Here is a 15836-nt window from a genome sequence, read left to right on the forward strand (position 1 = left end):
TTTGTCACAGAGGGGATTGCCGGTTAGCGTTCATCCTTCCCCGTCACTTCTGTCTTCAAACCGCCAAGGAATATCCATGCGACTGTCCCTGCTCGCCGCCGTTTCCGCCCTTGCCCTGACGGCGGTGGCGCCCGACGCGTTCGCCGCGCCGATGGCGGTGGTCCAGACCGCCCAGTATTCCGACGCGCAGCTTCAGGCCTTCGGTACGGCCATGACCGCCGTCCGCGCCGCGGCACCGACCGACGGCAGCGCCCCCAATGCCGAACAGCAGGCCGCCATGGCCGCGGCCGTGTCGTCGTCCGGCATGGACATCACCGCCTTCAACGCCCTGGCCACGGCGGTGTCGACCGACGAGGTGCTGCAGGCCCGTCTGGCCGTCCTGGCCACCCCTGAATCGCCCGCCGGCTCCGTCGCCGCCTCCGTGACGGACGCCGAGGTGGCCCAGTTCGGTGCGGCGATGGTTCAGGTTCGCGCCGCGGCCCCGACCGACGGTTCCGCTCCCACGCCCGAGCAGCAGGCGGCGATGGCTTCGGCGGTTTCGGCTTCGGGGCTGGCCCTGGATCGCTTCAACGCCATCGCCCAGGCGGTCTCGTCCGACGAGCGTCTGCGCGCCCGTCTGGAACTGGCGGCCGTTCAGGCCGACTGACGCCTACCGGGCCTGCAACGAGGACCAGGTCCGGGCCAGAGCCGGCGAGGCGTCGTCCGTCGCCCGGCCCGGCTGGGGACGGCTCTGGTTCTGCAGCCATCGCAGGTTCCGCTCGGCGGCTTCCGGAGGAAGCTCGCGCCGGATGATCTGCTCGGCCTCGCCGGTCTTGCCCTGCAGGCCCAGCACCATGGCCAGATTCAGCCGCATCTTCTGGGTGGCGGCCGGCTGGGCCACGGCGCGGCGCAACAGCGGCTCCGCCCCCGGCGCGTCACCGTTCGTGGCCAGGGCCATGGCGGCATTGGTCAGGACTTCCGGATTGTCGGGCGACAGGGCCAGGGCTGCATTCCAGGCCTCCTGCGCATCGGCCGTGCGGCTGACCTGCTGATAGGCCACCCCCAGCAGCGACAGCGGCCGCCAGTCGCCGGGTGCCTCGGTCCGGGCCCGTTCCAGGGGGGCGATACCGTAGAAGGCCTGGCCTCGCGCGATCTGGGCCCGACCGATCTCCAGCATCGCCTCCAGGTTCCGGGGCTGGGTGACGAGCACCTGTTCGCCGATCGCGGCCGCCTGTTCGAACTGTCCCAGCTGCCGCAGCGCCTCGGCCAGACGCACGCCGGCCACCGGATCGGCCGGATTGACCTCCATCTCGCGCGACCAGAAGACCGAACGGGCCAGCGGATCGAGACGGGCATAGGCGGCACGCTCTTCGGCCGACGCGGGCCGGGGCGGGGTGGCCGTGGTCTCGGCACCGGAGGCCTGCGCGGCAGCGCGGGTGGCGACCGATCCCCCGCCGATGCAGGTCAGGATGACGAAAGCGGCAGACGCTATGGCCCGGTGGCGTGACATGAGGCGATCCTATCGGACGTCGACACACCCAGAATCGCCCCTTCCTCTCAAGCATTGGTTAACGTTCGGGTCCGGTCGAGGCCTGCGGGCCGGGCCTGACTTTTCGGGCCCGCGCTCTGGTGCTGCGGGATGCATCCGCTAGCATCGCGGCATGTCCCCAAATGCCACTGATCCCATCGTGTCCCCTCAGGCACCCGAGGCTGCCGGCGCAACGCCCGTGCGTTTCGTCGGTCCGTCCGGGACGGTCGCTCCGGAGGCGCGCGCCTGGGCAGAGCGACTGGGCTTCAAGGGCAAGCCGGGACAGGTCGTCGTCGTGCCCGGTGCCGATGGCGAGGTGGATCATATCATCGTCGGCGCGGGCAAGACCTTCGATCCCGTGAGCGCCCGCGCCCTGTCGGCCAGACTGCCGGCGGGACTGTATCGGCTGGAGGGCGAGCCGGAGGACCAGAAGGTCGCGGCGCTGGCCTTCCTGCTCGGCCTCTACCGGTTCGATCGGTACAGGTCGCGCAAGGACGAGGATCCCGTGCGGCTGGTCGCCCCCGACGGGTTCGATGTGGAGGATGCGACCCGGATCGCCGCCGCCTGCGCCCTGACCCGCGAGATGGTCGATACCCCCGCGGCCGACATGGGTCCGCTGCAGATGGAGACCATCGCCCGCGAGATCGCAGAGGCGCACGGGGCCTCGATCTCGGTCGTGACCGGCGATGCCCTGCTGGAGGAAAACTACCCCGCCATTCACGCGGTGGGCCGGGCCGCCGCCCCGCATCGCGCGCCCCGCATCATCGAGATCGGCTGGAATCTGGACCGCACCGACCGACCGCTGGTCGCCCTGGTCGGAAAGGGCGTCGCCTTCGATTCGGGCGGGCTGGACATCAAGTCCGCCACGGGGATGCGCAATATGAAGAAGGACATGGGCGGGGCGGCCCACGTCCTGGCGCTCGCAAGGCTGGTCATGCAGGCGGGGCTGGACGTGCGGCTGGTCGTGCTGGTGGCGGCGGTCGAGAACGCCATATCCGCCGACGCCTTTCGGCCGGGGGACGTGCTGAACAGCCGCAAGGGTCTGACCATCGAGATCGGCAATACCGATGCGGAGGGGCGTCTGATCCTGGCCGATGCCCTGACCCGGGCCGGCGAGCATCAGCCGGACCTGACGCTGGACTTCGCCACCCTGACCGGGGCCGCGCGCGTGGCCCTGGGGCCGGAACTGCCGCCCCTCTACACCGATGACGAGGCCCTGGCCGCCGACCTGCTCGCGGCCGCCAGCACTGTGCGCGACCCCCTCTGGCGGATGCCGCTATGGCCCGGCTACCGCGCGGCGATCGACAGCGACATCGCCGATGTCCGGAACGATTCGGCCAGCTGGGCCCAGGGCGGTTCGATCACCGCCGCCCTGTTCCTGCAGAAATTCGCCCCCACCACCGGAGCCTGGGCCCATCTGGACGTCTTTGCCTGGAACAGCCGTAATCGCCCCGGCCACCCCGAAGGCGGCGAGGCGCAGGGTCTGCGCGCCGCCTATGCGATGCTGAAGGCGCGATACGCCGGTTGAACCGACCCCGCCGGGTCGTCGATCAGCCAGCGATTCCGAACGCCATTAACGGGACTTTCGCCTTCGTCCGGCAGAAGGGGGGACCAATGTCAGGGCCTTCGCGTTTGACCGACCCCGTTTTTCCCTTCGATCCGGCGACGACGCTGGCCCGGTCCGATCTGGCTGCGCTGGCGCTGGAAGGCCGCGTCCGGGCCGAGGCCTATCGTGCGACCGAGCCGATGCGCTGCATTCAGGCCGTCGCCGATATCCAGGCCGATGCCTCTCCCGCATCCGCGCGGATCGACCAGCTGCTGTTCGGCGAGATCTTCGATGCCCTGGAGCGCCGGGGAGGGCGCGTCTGGGGTCAGGCGCGCAGGGACGGGACTGTCGGCTGGATCGACGGTGCGGCCCTGGTCGCCCATGTCGGCCTGCCGACCCGCCGCATCGCCTCGGTGCAGGCCAGCCTGCCGCTGAATGCCCTGGGAAACGACGACGTCCTGCCCTGTGAAGACAGTGTCCAGATCGGCGCGTTCGACAGCGAGCCCGTTGACGTTGCCGAACAGCTGATCGGCGTGCCCCACAGCCTGGGGGCCCGTTCGTCGATGTCGACCGACTGCTCGGGGCTGGTGCAACAGGCCCTGCTCGCCTGTGGCCTGGCAGGGCCGCGCCGCGCGCACGAACAGGCCGGGCTTGGTCGTGACGTATCGCGGAGAGAGGCCCGGCGCGGCGATATTGTCGTGTGGCTGAACCCGCAGCCGGGCCAGAGCTGGACCGGGCATTCCGCCTTCATGCTGGACGGCGCCCGGGTGCTTCATGCGACCGGCTACCATGGCGCGGTGGTGGTTGAGGCGTTCGACGACGCCGATGCCCGCTACCTGGGAGACGGCTTCCAGCCGGCCATCTTCCGTCGGCTGAACCCCTGATACGCAAACAGGCGGCCCGAAGGCCGCCTGCCGAGGTCGTCGGACCGTCCTTGCGTCAGGCGGCCGGTGCGGCCTCTGCGACGGGCGCGGTTGCATCCGCGGCCGGAGCCGCCGCTGCGTCGGCCGGAGCGGCACCCTCGACGGGCGCGACCCCTTCGGCCGGAGCCGCAGCACCCGGCTGACGGGTGGGATCGGGTGCCGGAATGGCATAGCCGGGCGAGCCCTGGCTGCGCAGATAGGCGATCAGGTTCACGCGGGCGGCGGTATCACGCAGACCGGCGAAGGACATCTTGGTGCCGGGCACATATTTGGCCGGTGCCGTGATGAAGTGATCCAGGGCGTCCAGCGACCAGGTCGCGTCCACCGAGGTGTGGCCCTTCATCGCGTCGGAATAGGCAAAGCCCGCATGGCTGGCGACGGGCCGGCCCACGACGCCCCACAGGTTCGGACCGGTGCCGTTCGCTCCGCCCGAGGCCACGTTGTGACAGCCCTGACAGCGCGCGAAGGCAGCCTCGCCGGCGGCCAGATCGGCGACCGGCAGCAGGGTGCCCCAATCCGGCGGCAGCTCGGCCTCCTCGGCGGCACCGCCTTCGACCTCTTCCGGCGCATTGACGGCGTAGCCGGCCTTTTCCGGGGCCTTGGTGGTGTAGACCGCCTGCGAGACCTGCTGGACCATCAGGATGGCCAGCGCCGTCCCCAGGCCCGCACCGAAAATCTTGTTCAACTTCAGATCGCCGCTCATCGCGTCGTCGCATCCCGTCTTCTAGAGGCCCTGTGCCGTGCGGCAGCGGGCGAATTTCTTGCGTGGGGGTCTCTGACACGCTAGCGCCGCCTTCGCAACCGGCCCGGACCCTGTTCGCGGGTGTCGGTGCGTCGCAGTCAGGAAATGCTTCGATGACGCCTCTGATCCTCATTCCCACGCGGATGGCCGCCACGCGCCTGCCGGGCAAGCCTCTGGCGGACATCGGCGGCAAGGCGATGATCGTGCGGGCCTGGGAGAAGGCGATGGAGTCCGGCCTGCCCGTCGCCGTGGCCGCGGGCGACCCGGAGATCGTCGCCGCGATCGAGGCCGTCGGCGGTCGCGCGGTCCTGACCGATCCTGAACTGCCCAGCGGTTCGGACCGGGTGCTGGCGGCGCTGGAGACGCTGGATCCGGAGGGCCAGCATGATGCGGTCATCAACCTGCAGGGCGACATGCCCTTTGCCGATCCGGGGATCGCCATGGCCTGTGCGGCCCTGCTGCACGGCGAGCCGTCCTGCGACATCGCGACCCTGGTCGCGCCCGAAAGCGATCCGTCGGACCGGACCAATGTCGATGTGGTCAAGGCCGTCCTGGCGATCAAGGAGGGGGAGCGGCACGGGCGGGCGCTCTATTTCACCCGCTCCATCCTGTACGGCGACGCGCCCGTGTGGCGTCACATCGGCGTCTATGGCTATCGCCGCGAGGCGCTGAAGCGGTTCTGCGCCGCCCCGCCCTCGCCGCTGGAGACGCGCGAGAAACTGGAACAGCTCCGGGCGCTGGAGATGGGGCTGTCGATCTGGGCGGCCGTGATCGGGGAGGCACCCATCTCGGTCGACAATCCGGCGGACCTGGAGGCGGCGCGGCGGTTGATTTGAGGCCATGCATTCTCCCTCCCCCTCGGGGGAGGGTCGTCGATGCGAAGCAGCGACGGGGTGGGGGCGGCCGGCGATCCAGACGCGGACGCGTGCAGCCTTGGCTTGCCGCCCCCACCCGGCCTCGCTGCGCTCAGCCACCCTCCCCCAAGTGGGAGGGAGACGCCTGTTCCCCCTCCACCCAGTGCTCCAGAAGCGTCCGGGCAATCGCGAACCTGGGTGGCGCCTTCACTTCATGGGCACCCGCCAGAATCGCCCTCGCCTCATCCCGCGTGAACCACCGCACCTCTTCCAGCTCGGTCTGGTCCGGCGTGGCGTCGTCGTCACTGACGTCCGCGATCAGGCCGATCATCAGCTGCGACGGAAACGGCCAGGGCTGGCTGGAGTGATAGCGGACGGCCGTCACCGTCAGGCCCGCCTCCTCCTGGATCTCGCGCGCACAGGCCTCCTCGATCGTCTCGCCCGGCTCCAGGAAGCCCGCCAGGGCCGACATCCGCCCCGTGGGCCAGGTCGCCTGGCGGCCCAGCAGGCAGCGATCGCCGAACACCGGCAGCATGATCGTCACCGGATCGACGCGGGGGAAATGCTCGGCGGTGCAGGCCGGGCAGATGCGCTTCCAGCCCCCGCAGGCCGTCCGTGTCTCATGCCCGCAGTTGGCGCAGAAGCCATGCCTGCGATGCCAGTCGAACAGCGACTTGGCCCCGCCCGCGATGGCGGCATCGCTGGCCGACAGTACCGCCGCCGCCTCGCGCATCTCTGTAAAGCTGCCCAGGCCCCGCACCGGTCCCGTCGCCGGATCGGCCGCGCCGCCGAACTCGATCGCGAAACAGGGCGCGCCCCTCCACAGGCCCAGGAACAGCTCGCGGTCCCCGTCGCGGATCATGTCGCGCGCATGGGTCAGAGCCAGCCAGGCCAGGCGCGGGCCGTCGGCATGATCCTCCAGCAGCGGCTGTCCGTTCCAGAAGATGCAGGCCAGGGACTCGGGGCTCGCCGCCTGTTCGGCCAGCCAGTCGGGGCTGTTCCTCTGGTCGCCCGCGCGATCCAGCGGGTTTCCGGCGAAGGTGTTCAGGACGGGGAGGACCATGGCTGCTTCCTAGCCGGGATCGCCCGGCCTTGGGAGGGGTGGCTTGATCTCCGTGCGATGAGTCGCGATATAGGCCTCGGAGATCGCGGGCGAAGGCTTCGCCAACCTGGTCAGGGCCGGAAGGCAGCAGCCACAACGAATTCCCCTTCGGGTCGCGGTCTCCACCTCTCCCTCTTTGGTGCGCTAACGCTCGCAACGCGGTCGCTCGCTGCTTGAGCGCGGGCTTGTGCGCTACCGGTCGACCCGCGGAGCCTCGCTGCCTGACCGCGCGGTCGTGCGTCGAACGGCCCGGCTTGCGTTCGGGCCGGTCGCTTGCGACATCGGAGCCATGAACTTCAAGGTCGAAAAACGCGTCGGCGTCCGCGCCACGTCGGAGCGCCTCTGGGACGTCATCGCCGATTTCCCGGGCTGGAACGCCTGGAACCCGGTCGAGACGGATGTGTCCGGCACCTTGGCCTTTGGCGGCTCCATCGCCCTCAGCGAGGCCATCCCCGGCCTGCCGCCCCGCCAGTATGCGGCCCGCATCGGCGACTGGCAGCCCAACGGCCGGCTGGTCTGGACGGAGCGGCGTGGCTTCCTGTTCAACGTGCTGCGCTATTACGAGATCGAGCAGCTGGAGCCCGGCAGTTGCATCCTGTCCAACGGCTTCATCTTCTCCGGCTTCCGGGGCGAGGGCTTTTACGAAAAGCATCGCAAGACCCTGCGCGCCGTCTGCGAGACGATCAGCGAGGCCCTGAGGGTCACGGCCGAGTCCTGACGCCTGATCGTTCGCGACGGACCCGCTGAATGGGCCGGCCGAACGCATGAATCCTGCGTTTGCCTGTCTGTGGCCTCGCGATCGGGCGGCGTTTACTTGGCGGCCGGTGCGGTTGCGCTGGCGGCGCTCTTGTTGGCCTTCATCGTGTCCGAGATGTTGATGAACGCAGGCCCCAGGATCACGACGAACAGCACCGGCAGGAAGAAGACGATCATCGGTACGGTCAGCTGGGCGGGCAGGGCCGCCGCCTTCTTCTCCGCCGCCGACATACGCAGATCCCGGTTTTCCTTGGCCATGGTGCGCAGGGCCGTGCCCAGCGGGGTGCCGTATTGCTCGGCCTGGATCATGGCGGTGGAGACGGATCGCACGCCCGGGTGGTTGGTCCTCTTGGACAGCCCCTCATAGGCCATGCGCCGGTCGGGCAGATAGCTCAGCTCGGCCGACAGCAGGGCCAGTTCCTCCGCCAGTTCCACCGAGGTGGTGCCGATTTCGTGGCTGACCTTGATGATGGCGGCCTCGATCGACATCCCGGCCTCGACGCAGATCAGCAGCAGGTCGAGCGCATCGGGAAAGGCCTGCATGATCGACTGCTGGCGCTTGGCGATGCGGTTCTTCAGGAAGATGTTGGGACCGTAGAAGCCCGCCACGGTCGCGAACATGACGATGCCCAGACGGACGGTCACCGACAGGCCGAAGTCGTCCAGCACGAAGACATAGAGAATGGCCGCAAACATGAAGACGAACGGCGCGGCGAAACGGAAGAAGTAGAAGGTCGTCAGGGGCCGCGGTCCGCGAAGCCCCGCCTGAATCATCTGCTCGGCGACCTGGGGGTCTTCCAGAAGCTTGACCAGGTTCAGACGGTCGACGACCCGCTTCTTGAACCCGTCGTCGGTGTGCCGCAGGCCGCTCTGGCCGCTGGCGATGGCCTGGCGTGAGCGCCGCTTCAGCTCGTCGCGCCGCGCCGAGACCGCCTGCATCCGCTTGTTCAGATCGACGCCGCCGCCCAGCGAGCTGAGCAGGGTCAGAATGGTGGCGAAGACAAGCACGCCGACGACGATGCTGATCAGCGTCCGGGGCTCGACGATCGCGCGCAGGAATTCCTCCATGTCGCCCTCCGCCTAGAACTTGAACGAGATCATTTGCTTCATCACCAGTATCCCCAACCCCATCCACATGCCCGCACCCAGCAGCATCACGTGGCCACGGAAATCGGTGAACATCAGCCCCATGTAGGCGGGTGACGTCAGACCGACGAGGATCATGATCACCGGGGGCAGGGAGCCGATGATGCCGGCCGAGGCGATCGCTTCGGACGACAGGGCCTTGATCTTCTCGCCCATCATCCGGCGCGCGCGCAACACGGTAGTCAGGTTGGACAGGGCCTCGCCCAGGTTGCCGCCGGTCTTCTGCTGGATGGCGATGACGATCGAGAAGAACCGTAGCTCCGGGGTGGGAACCCGGTCGTACATCTTGTCCAGCGCCTGACCCAGGGTCAGGCCGACCCCCAGGCCCTCGACCAGAATCTTGAACTCCGGTCCCACGGGCGACGGGCTCTCGCGCGCGATGATCTTGAAGCAGTCGTGAACAGGCAGGCCCGACTGGATGCCGCGCACGATGATGTCCACGGCGTTGGCGAATTCCATGGAGAATTTCTTCAGCCGACTCTTGCCGATGAAGCCCACGACCCAGCGCGGAAAGCCGAGGCCAACGACTACGGCGATGCCCAGGGCGACCAGAACGTTCAGGCCCAGGAACAGGGGGACCAGGAAGGCGACGGCAGCCAGGCACCCGCTGATGATCCAGAAGGTCCGGATACTCAGGCTCATGCCGGCGTGCTTCAGCTTCGCCTTCATTGTCATGCGCGCCTTGCGCTCCCTGCGCTCGGCCTCCTTGAGCTGAAGCTCGATGACCTTGCGTCGGGCTTCCGGCGTGCTTGCCTCCGCCTTCGCCGCCTTGGCACGGGCGGTCTGGTTGCCGCCGGACGTGAATCCTTCCGCGCGCTTGATGGCCTTGTCACTGGAGTTGTCTTCACCGACAAACACCCAGCCCAGACCGCCGATGGTGACGAAGGCGAGAACCGCCGCGAGGATCGCCAGCATCGTCCCTACTCCGCCGCGTCGAGGGCTTCGGCCAGCTCGCGTTCCAGTCCGTAATAGCGGGCGCGGTCCCAGAAGCGGGGGCGGGCGATGCCGGTCGAGCGATGGCGGCCGACGATCTTGCCGTTCTCGTCCTCGCCGGTGATGTCGTAGATGAACAGGTCCTGGGTCACGATCACATCGCCTTCCAGACCCACTACCTCGGTGATGTGGGTGATCCGGCGCGAGCCGTCGCGCAGACGGGCAGCCTGAATGATCACATCGACCGAGCCGACGATCATTTCGCGGATCGTCCGCGAGGGCAGGCCGTAGCCGCCCATGGTGATCATCGACTCCATCCGGCTGATGGCTTCGCGCGGGCTGTTGGCGTGCAGGGTGCCCATAGAGCCGTCGTGGCCGGTATTCATGGCCTGCAGCAGGTCGAAGGCCTCGGGTCCGCGGACTTCGCCGACGATGATCCGTTCGGGGCGCATCCGCAGGCAGTTCTTCACCAGATCCCGCATGGTGATCGTGCCCTGGCCTTCCAGGTTGGGCGGGCGGGTTTCCAGGCGCACCACGTGCGGCTGCTGCAGCTGCAGTTCAGCCGCGTCCTCGCAGGTAATGACGCGCTCGGTCGGGTCGATGAAGGCGGTCAGGGTGTTCAGCAGGGTCGTCTTGCCGGAGCCGGTACCGCCCGAGATGACGATATTGCAGCGGCAGGCACCGATGACGCCCAGGACGCGGGCCCCTTCCGGGCTGATGGAGGCGTACTCCACCAGGTTCTTCATCGTCAGCTTGTCTTTCTTGAACTTCCGGATCGTCAGGGTCGCGCCGTCGATGGCCAGGGGCGGGGCGATGACGTTGACGCGGCTGCCGTCGGGCAGGCGGGCGTCGCAGATCGGGGAGCTTTCGTCCACGCGGCGGCCGACCTGGCTCACGATCCGCTGGCAGATGTTCATGAGCTGGGCGTTGTCGCGGAAGCGAACGTTGGTCAGCTGGACCTTTCCGTTCACCTCGATGAAGACCCGGCCCGCGCCGTTGACCATGATGTCGGCGATGTCGTCGCGGCTCAGCAGGGGCTCCAGGGGGCCGTAGCCGAGGACGTCGTTGACGATGTCCTGAACCAGGTGCTCCTGCTCGGCCACCGACATGGAGACGTTCTTGATCGCCACCAGTTCGGCGACGATGTCGCGAATTTCTTCCGACGCCGCCCTGGTGTCCAGCTGCGCCAGCTGGGCCAGGTCGATGGTGTTCATCAGCGCGTTGAAGATCGTCGTCTTCGTGGCGTGGTAGTAGTCGCTCTGTTCACGGACGATCTCTGTGATCGCCTGAGCCTTCTTCAACTGCTCGAAGCCGGGGGTGGCCTTGGGACCGGGTCCGGTGTTCGGCGGCGGTGCGGCGGCGGCCTTGGGGCGCTGGGCCAGCGCATCCAGCCGGTCAGCACCCGGCGTCGGGGCATCGGCCGGCTGCCCGCTGGCGTGAGCGAAGCCTCCCGCGGGGGCCGCGTTCTCGGTGGAATAGGCAAATGCCTGGGTCTGTTGCCCCTGGGCGGGCTGTGGCGGTGTGCCGGCGTCAACGGCCGGTGCAGGTGCGGAAGCCGGGCGCGGGGCCGCCTCCACGCCGCCGGGTTGTCCTGTACGCTTGCCGAACACGCTTCAGGTCTTCTTCTTGAACAGGCCGGAGAACATCGACTTGCCTTCGCCCCTGCCCTTGCCGGGCGCGGCCAGCATGGGCAGTTCGCGACGCGAGACGATCTGGGCCAGGGTCTGGAAGGCCTCGGCGGACTTCGACTTGGCTCCGGCGTCCAGGACCATCTGACCGTTGTTGGCGGCCGCGCCGAACAGCTTGGGGTCGAACGGGATCGACAGGCAGGGATGGATGCCCAGGGCGGCCCCGAAATCCTTGGCGGGAATCTCCGGGCGGCCCGGCACGCCGACCTGGTTCAGCACCAGGCGAGGGGGCGCATCGTTCGGACGGCCCGAACGGATCAGATCGATCATGTTCTTGGCATTGCGCAGGGACGCCAGATCGGGCGTGGCGACCACCACGACCTCGTCGGCCGAGATCAGGGTCTTGCGCATCCAGCCGGACCACAGGTGGGGCAGGTCCAGCACGACGAACGGCGCTGTCCCCCGGATCTGGGTCGTGACCTCCTCGAAGGCGTCGGCGGCGATTTCCCAGTCGGTGTCCAGGGTCGCCGGGGCGGCGAAAAGGCTCAGCTTGTCGGTGCAGCGGACCATCATCCGGTCCAGCAGGACGGGATCCAGCCGGTCGGGTTGTCCGAGGGCGTCGGCCACCCCGCTCAGCGGGTCCTGATTGAAGTCGAGCCCTGCCGTGCCGAAGGGCAGGTCGTAGTCGACGATGACGGTGTTGGCCCCGATCTTTTCGGACATCGCATAGGCGGTGTTGTGGGCGACCGAGGACGATCCCGCCCCGCCGCGCGCGCCGACGAAGGCGATGGAACGGCCGACGAAGGGCTGGGCCGGATCGGAAAACAGTCCGCCGATGGCCGCGATCAGCTGCAGTGGCTGAATCGGGGCGACCATGTATTCGCTGACGCCGCGCTTCATCAGCTCGCGGAACAGGATGATGTCGTTGGTGGCCCCGATGACGACGACCTTGGTGCCGGCATCGCAGCACTCGGCCAGGCGATCGACCTGCCAGAGCAGGGTCTGCGGATCCTGCAGGCATTCGACGATGATCAGCGGCGGCGTCGGCTCCTGGCCGTAGGCCTCGACAGCGGCGGGAATGCCGCCGATGCGGATCTGCGTCGTGGCGCGCGACATGCGCCGGTCCTGGCCGGCGCGCGCCGCGGCGGCCAGCGTGTCCTGGCGTTCCCCGAACACATGGATGGCGATGCGCGGAACGTTGACTTCGGCGGCCATGGCAGCGGGCCCGGGGGCCATCGCCGCAGAGGCTCCTGCCACGAGGTCGCCCACCGGATTGTAGCTTGTCGTCGGCATGCCGGCATGACCGGCGGCCATCGGAGCGCCCGGGTGCGCCACCACCATGCCGGTGGCCGGTTTCGGCACCATGCCGGGGGGCATTGCAAACTGATGCTGCTGCCTCGGATCGCCGCTCATGGCAGGGTTCCCCGCGACGAAGTCCAGGTCGGCATCGAAGTCTTCCTCGATTCCGTCGAAAGCGCGTGGAGCGAAGGCGTTACTCATGATCGCTCAGTCCACCGCGGTCGAGATTTGGGCCTGGGTCAGGAGCGTTTCGCGCTCGGCGGCGGTCGGTGCGCCTTGACGATAGTGATCGAGTACCACCGCCCGGCGCCCCGCATCGGCCGGCGTCATGGCGCGTGGCTGAACGATATCGCGCGGATTGGCGATCTGGGCGGCCAGATTGGCGTTCACCGCACATCCGAAATTGCCGTAGCCCGCGTTCGACCCGGTCCGCGTCAGGTTGGTCCAGTTGGTCCCGCACCGCGGCACGACGGCCCGGACCGCATCGAAGCCGACAAGAACGGGCGCGCGCGGGTCGGGGGCGACATAGGTCACGACCTGGACCTGATATGAAGACACACCGGTTGCTTCCAGCGCGCCCTTGATCCGCCAGGCCATCTCGCCGGCGACCGGATCATCGCCAGAGGGGGCTTCTATCCGAAGGACCGGGGCACCCTCGGCATGGAAGCGACCGGCGATGTCCTGCAGGGCCAAGGTCTGATTGGCCGAAAGCCCGGTCTCGTGCACGGCCAGCGCGATGCGCTCGATTCCCGGCTCGACCTGCAGGCTGTAGCGCGAGGTCGGGGTCAGGGGTGCCGCGTCGAGACCCTCGGCGGGCAGGCCGACACAGCCAGTCAGGATCAGGGCGCCGGCAGCGACGATAACGGAACGGATCATGGGCGCGCTCACTCGATCACATAGCCGACGGGGCCCTGCCATCCGGCCGAGGCGGCGTCGGTCGGGGAGGGAGAGCCATAGGCCTGGTTCAACTGGCCAAAGAAGATGGTCTGGGCGTCGGTCGCGATCCGCAGGCCGTCCGCAGGCGTCTGCATCCGGTCCGGCGAGGTCGGGCTGACGATGTAGGGCTCCACGATCACGACGAGTTCGGTCTCGCCCGACAGATAGTCGCGCGAACGGAACAGCTGGCCCAGCACCGGCAGCCCCCCCAGGCCGGGCAGGGAATCGATCGCCTGGCGCGTCGACTCCTGCAGAAGACCGGCGATCATCATGGATCCGCCCGAGGGGATCTCGACCGTGTTCTGGACCCGGCGGACGTTCAGCCCCGCGATGTTCAGCGCCGACGGCGTGCCAGCCGCCAGCGTGATGCCGCCAGTCTGTGTGAGTTCGGAAACCTCGGCAGAGATCTGCAAGCTGATGCGGCCCTCGGACAGGACGACGGGGCGAAAGGCGAGGCTGACGCCATAGGGCTTGAACTCGATGGTGACGTTGCCGTCGCGGTCGCGGCCCGTCGGGACCGGATACTCGCCGCCGGCCAGGAAGCTGGCGCTCTCGCCATTGACGGAGGTCAGGTTGGGCTCGGCCAGGGTGCGGATCAGGCCGACCCGCTCGAACGCCTTGATCATCGCATTGCCGCGGTTCAGCTCGTTGGAACCCGGACCCGTTCCAGGCTGGGCCGTATCCCAGTTCACCGCATCCTCGGGGCCGTTGACGACGTACGGGCAAAGCGAATCGGCTGGATAGCCGGGGCCGCAGGGCATCTGGAGCTGGAAATTCCGGGTTGTGTCGCGTGACACGCCCGCGCTGATGCCGCCGAGCAGGCTGCCGTTGACGCCGAAGCTGGGGACCTGGCTCAGCAGGAACTGGGTATCGCCGACCTGGCCGAGCGCGGCCGCGGTATCGAAGCCCAGCTGTTTGATGGCATTGCGCTGCACCTCGATGACACGGACCTTCAGCGTGACCTGATCGGATCCGGCGATGGCCAGCATGTTCAGCACCTTCTCCGGCGAGGAGACGAAGGCGCGCGCGACCTGGGCGACCTGGTCGGACTGGGCCGTGCTGGTCACCAGACCGGTCAGGACGATGCTGTCGTTGACGGCTTCGGCGTGGACCTGGGCCCCCGGCGCAACACGGCTGAGGGTGTCCTGAAGGGCCATGACCCCGGCATCCACGCGGACCCGCAGGGTCAGGATGGAGCGCCCGGCGGCATCAAGGAAGACGGCGTCCGTCTCGCCCGGCGCGATGCCGATGATGGTGATGCGGCGCGGAGAATGCACATTGGCCTCGGCCACGGCCGGGTTGGACACGATCACGTCCCGCGCATCGGCGGGCAGATCAACGGCAAAGGACGTCCCGCGCGGCAGGGTGACCAGGCGCGGACCGGATCCGGCGGCGACGGTCTGGGTGCTCCCATGGTCCTGGGCCAGCACGCCCGAGGGCAGGGTCGCAGGTGCCGCGGCCATCAGGGCAGCGGTGGCCAGGGCGACGACGCGGTTCAGGGTCGAGATCATCGGGCGCGCGCTCATGGGACGTTGACCACCTGGGGCTCTCCGCCGCGGAAGACGCGGATCGCTCTCGATCGTTCGGGGCCGCCGGGTGGCGGGCCGACACGCCCGGACGGCCCGGATGTGTCCGCATAGGAGCGGAGTACCAGCGACAGGGTCCCGGCCGCCTTGGCCAAGGCCACGACCTCGGCGTCCTGGGGGGCGACCTCGAGGGTGGCGGTCGCGCCGACGACGGCCTGCTGATCGTCGCCCGCCCGTGTGGACTGGTCGATGGCCAGGACCTTGACGTTCTGCATCACGATGCGGCTGGCGAATTTGGCGCGGCCCTCGTCTTCGTTTCCGCCCTGTTGTTCGACGGTGACGATCACGTCGACCCGATCGCCAGGCAGGATGAAACCGCCCGCCGCGCTCTCGACCGAGACGCCGATGGCCATGGCGCGCATGCCGGGTTCCAGATAGGCCGCCATGTAGCCGCTGTCGCCGGCGCGCACGATCTTGCGTCCGACGATGGGTTCTCCGGCCAGAATGGGTTCACGTACGACCGAGCCGAAATAGTCGGCCTTGGCCCCGCCGGTCGCCAGATCGTTGGCTGCGCGCGAGACCCGGGCCACGGCGCTTTCGGCCGTCGTGCCGGTCGGTGCCGTCGTTGCCGCATCGCCTTCAGCAGCGGCGGCGGCCGCTGGAACCGGTACGGAGCCGTCGGTGATGAAGGCGGGGTTGACCTCGTCGACCGGCCAGTCCTTCCACTCCAGATCGGCCTCGACCAGACGCTGTCCTGGCGCGAGATCCCGCGCAGCGACCAGGACCTTGGCCATGGGGCGGGATGGTGCCGGCGCGGCGGTCGCCATGGCGGTCGGAGCGCCGGAAGGAGAGCCCATGGCACGCACCACGAACGCCAGACCGATGGCGGACACGGCAGCGATACAGATGACGGCGATGCGGGCGGGTTTCATCCAGGG

At 68.6% G+C, this 15836-nt stretch carries 15 protein-coding genes and 1 other RNA gene; 6 read left to right on the plus strand and 10 right to left on the minus strand.

Annotated features, from left to right (window positions below):
- Positions 1-76: 76 nt before the first annotated feature.
- On the plus strand, positions 77-646 hold the full coding sequence (locus tag O3139_RS02730) for a DUF4168 domain-containing protein (RefSeq protein WP_269515371.1): 570 nt from the start codon (positions 77-79) through the stop codon (positions 644-646).
- Positions 647-649: 3 nt separating this feature from the next.
- Here the strand turns inward: O3139_RS02730 and O3139_RS02735 are convergent, their stop codons facing one another.
- Positions 650-1489, minus strand: a complete 840-nt coding sequence (locus tag O3139_RS02735; protein WP_269515372.1) for a tetratricopeptide repeat protein — start codon at positions 1487-1489, stop codon at positions 650-652.
- 151 nt (positions 1490-1640) lie between these two features.
- Between O3139_RS02735 and O3139_RS02740 the strand changes: the two genes are divergently transcribed.
- Both O3139_RS02740 and O3139_RS02745 read left to right on the plus strand, forming a co-directional pair.
- Positions 1641-3035, plus strand: coding sequence for a leucyl aminopeptidase family protein (locus O3139_RS02740; protein ID WP_269515373.1), 1395 nt, complete (start codon positions 1641-1643; stop codon positions 3033-3035).
- Positions 3036-3139: 104 nt separating this feature from the next.
- Positions 3140-3937: an NlpC/P60 family protein gene (locus tag O3139_RS02745; RefSeq protein WP_269515374.1), complete on the plus strand. Its 798-nt coding sequence runs from the start codon at positions 3140-3142 to the stop codon at positions 3935-3937.
- Positions 3938-3992: 55 nt separating this feature from the next.
- Here the strand turns inward: O3139_RS02745 and O3139_RS02750 are convergent, their stop codons facing one another.
- Entirely contained in the window at positions 3993-4661 is a 669-nt protein-coding gene (locus O3139_RS02750; RefSeq protein WP_269515375.1) for a c-type cytochrome, read from the minus strand.
- Positions 4662-4831: 170 nt separating this feature from the next.
- On the opposite strand from O3139_RS02750, the gene O3139_RS02755 reads away from it, so the two are divergent.
- Positions 4832-5554: a 3-deoxy-manno-octulosonate cytidylyltransferase gene (locus O3139_RS02755; RefSeq protein ID WP_269515376.1), complete on the plus strand. Its 723-nt coding sequence runs from the start codon at positions 4832-4834 to the stop codon at positions 5552-5554.
- A 130-nt stretch (positions 5555-5684) separates the two neighbouring features.
- On the opposite strand, the gene nudC is transcribed toward O3139_RS02755, so the two are convergent.
- Positions 5685-6635 (minus strand): NAD(+) diphosphatase, encoded by a 951-nt coding sequence (gene nudC, locus O3139_RS02760; protein ID WP_269515377.1) that lies wholly within the window; start codon positions 6633-6635, stop codon positions 5685-5687.
- Positions 6636-6710: 75 nt separating this feature from the next.
- Between nudC and ffs the strand changes: the two genes are divergently transcribed.
- An RNA gene (gene ffs / locus O3139_RS02765) (signal recognition particle sRNA small type) lies at positions 6711-6804 on the plus strand.
- Between the two features lie 159 nt (positions 6805-6963).
- Complete coding sequence (locus O3139_RS02770) at positions 6964-7392, plus strand: SRPBCC domain-containing protein (RefSeq protein WP_269515378.1); 429 nt, start codon at positions 6964-6966, stop codon at positions 7390-7392.
- Between the two features lie 92 nt (positions 7393-7484).
- On the opposite strand, the gene O3139_RS02775 is transcribed toward O3139_RS02770, so the two are convergent.
- From O3139_RS02775 to cpaB, 7 genes are read right to left on the minus strand one after another with little or no spacing between them, the layout of a single operon-like run.
- Positions 7485-8498, minus strand: a complete 1014-nt coding sequence (locus tag O3139_RS02775; RefSeq protein WP_269515379.1) for a type II secretion system F family protein — start codon at positions 8496-8498, stop codon at positions 7485-7487.
- A 12-nt stretch (positions 8499-8510) separates the two neighbouring features.
- Entirely contained in the window at positions 8511-9491 is a 981-nt protein-coding gene (locus tag O3139_RS02780) for a type II secretion system F family protein (RefSeq protein WP_269515380.1), read from the minus strand.
- A 5-nt stretch (positions 9492-9496) separates the two neighbouring features.
- Positions 9497-11119 (minus strand): CpaF family protein, encoded by a 1623-nt coding sequence (locus O3139_RS02785; RefSeq protein WP_269515381.1) that lies wholly within the window; start codon positions 11117-11119, stop codon positions 9497-9499.
- Positions 11120-11122: 3 nt separating this feature from the next.
- Positions 11123-12637: an AAA family ATPase gene (locus O3139_RS02790; protein ID WP_269515382.1), complete on the minus strand. Its 1515-nt coding sequence runs from the start codon at positions 12635-12637 to the stop codon at positions 11123-11125.
- A gap of 6 nt (positions 12638-12643) precedes the next feature.
- On the minus strand, positions 12644-13312 hold the full coding sequence (locus O3139_RS02795) for a CpaD family pilus assembly protein (RefSeq protein ID WP_269515383.1): 669 nt from the start codon (positions 13310-13312) through the stop codon (positions 12644-12646).
- A gap of 8 nt (positions 13313-13320) precedes the next feature.
- Positions 13321-14898, minus strand: coding sequence for a type II and III secretion system protein family protein (locus O3139_RS02800; protein ID WP_269515384.1), 1578 nt, complete (start codon positions 14896-14898; stop codon positions 13321-13323).
- Positions 14895-15830 carry a Flp pilus assembly protein CpaB gene (gene cpaB / locus O3139_RS02805; RefSeq protein WP_269515385.1) on the minus strand — a complete coding sequence of 312 codons (936 nt, stop codon included), beginning with the start codon at positions 15828-15830 and terminating at the stop codon, positions 14895-14897. The genes O3139_RS02800 and cpaB overlap by 4 nt, the downstream gene beginning before the upstream one ends.
- Positions 15831-15836 lie beyond the last annotated feature (6 nt).

This window comes from Brevundimonas subvibrioides, assembly GCF_027271155.1.
Lineage (GTDB): Bacteria > Pseudomonadota > Alphaproteobacteria > Caulobacterales > Caulobacteraceae > Brevundimonas > Brevundimonas subvibrioides_D.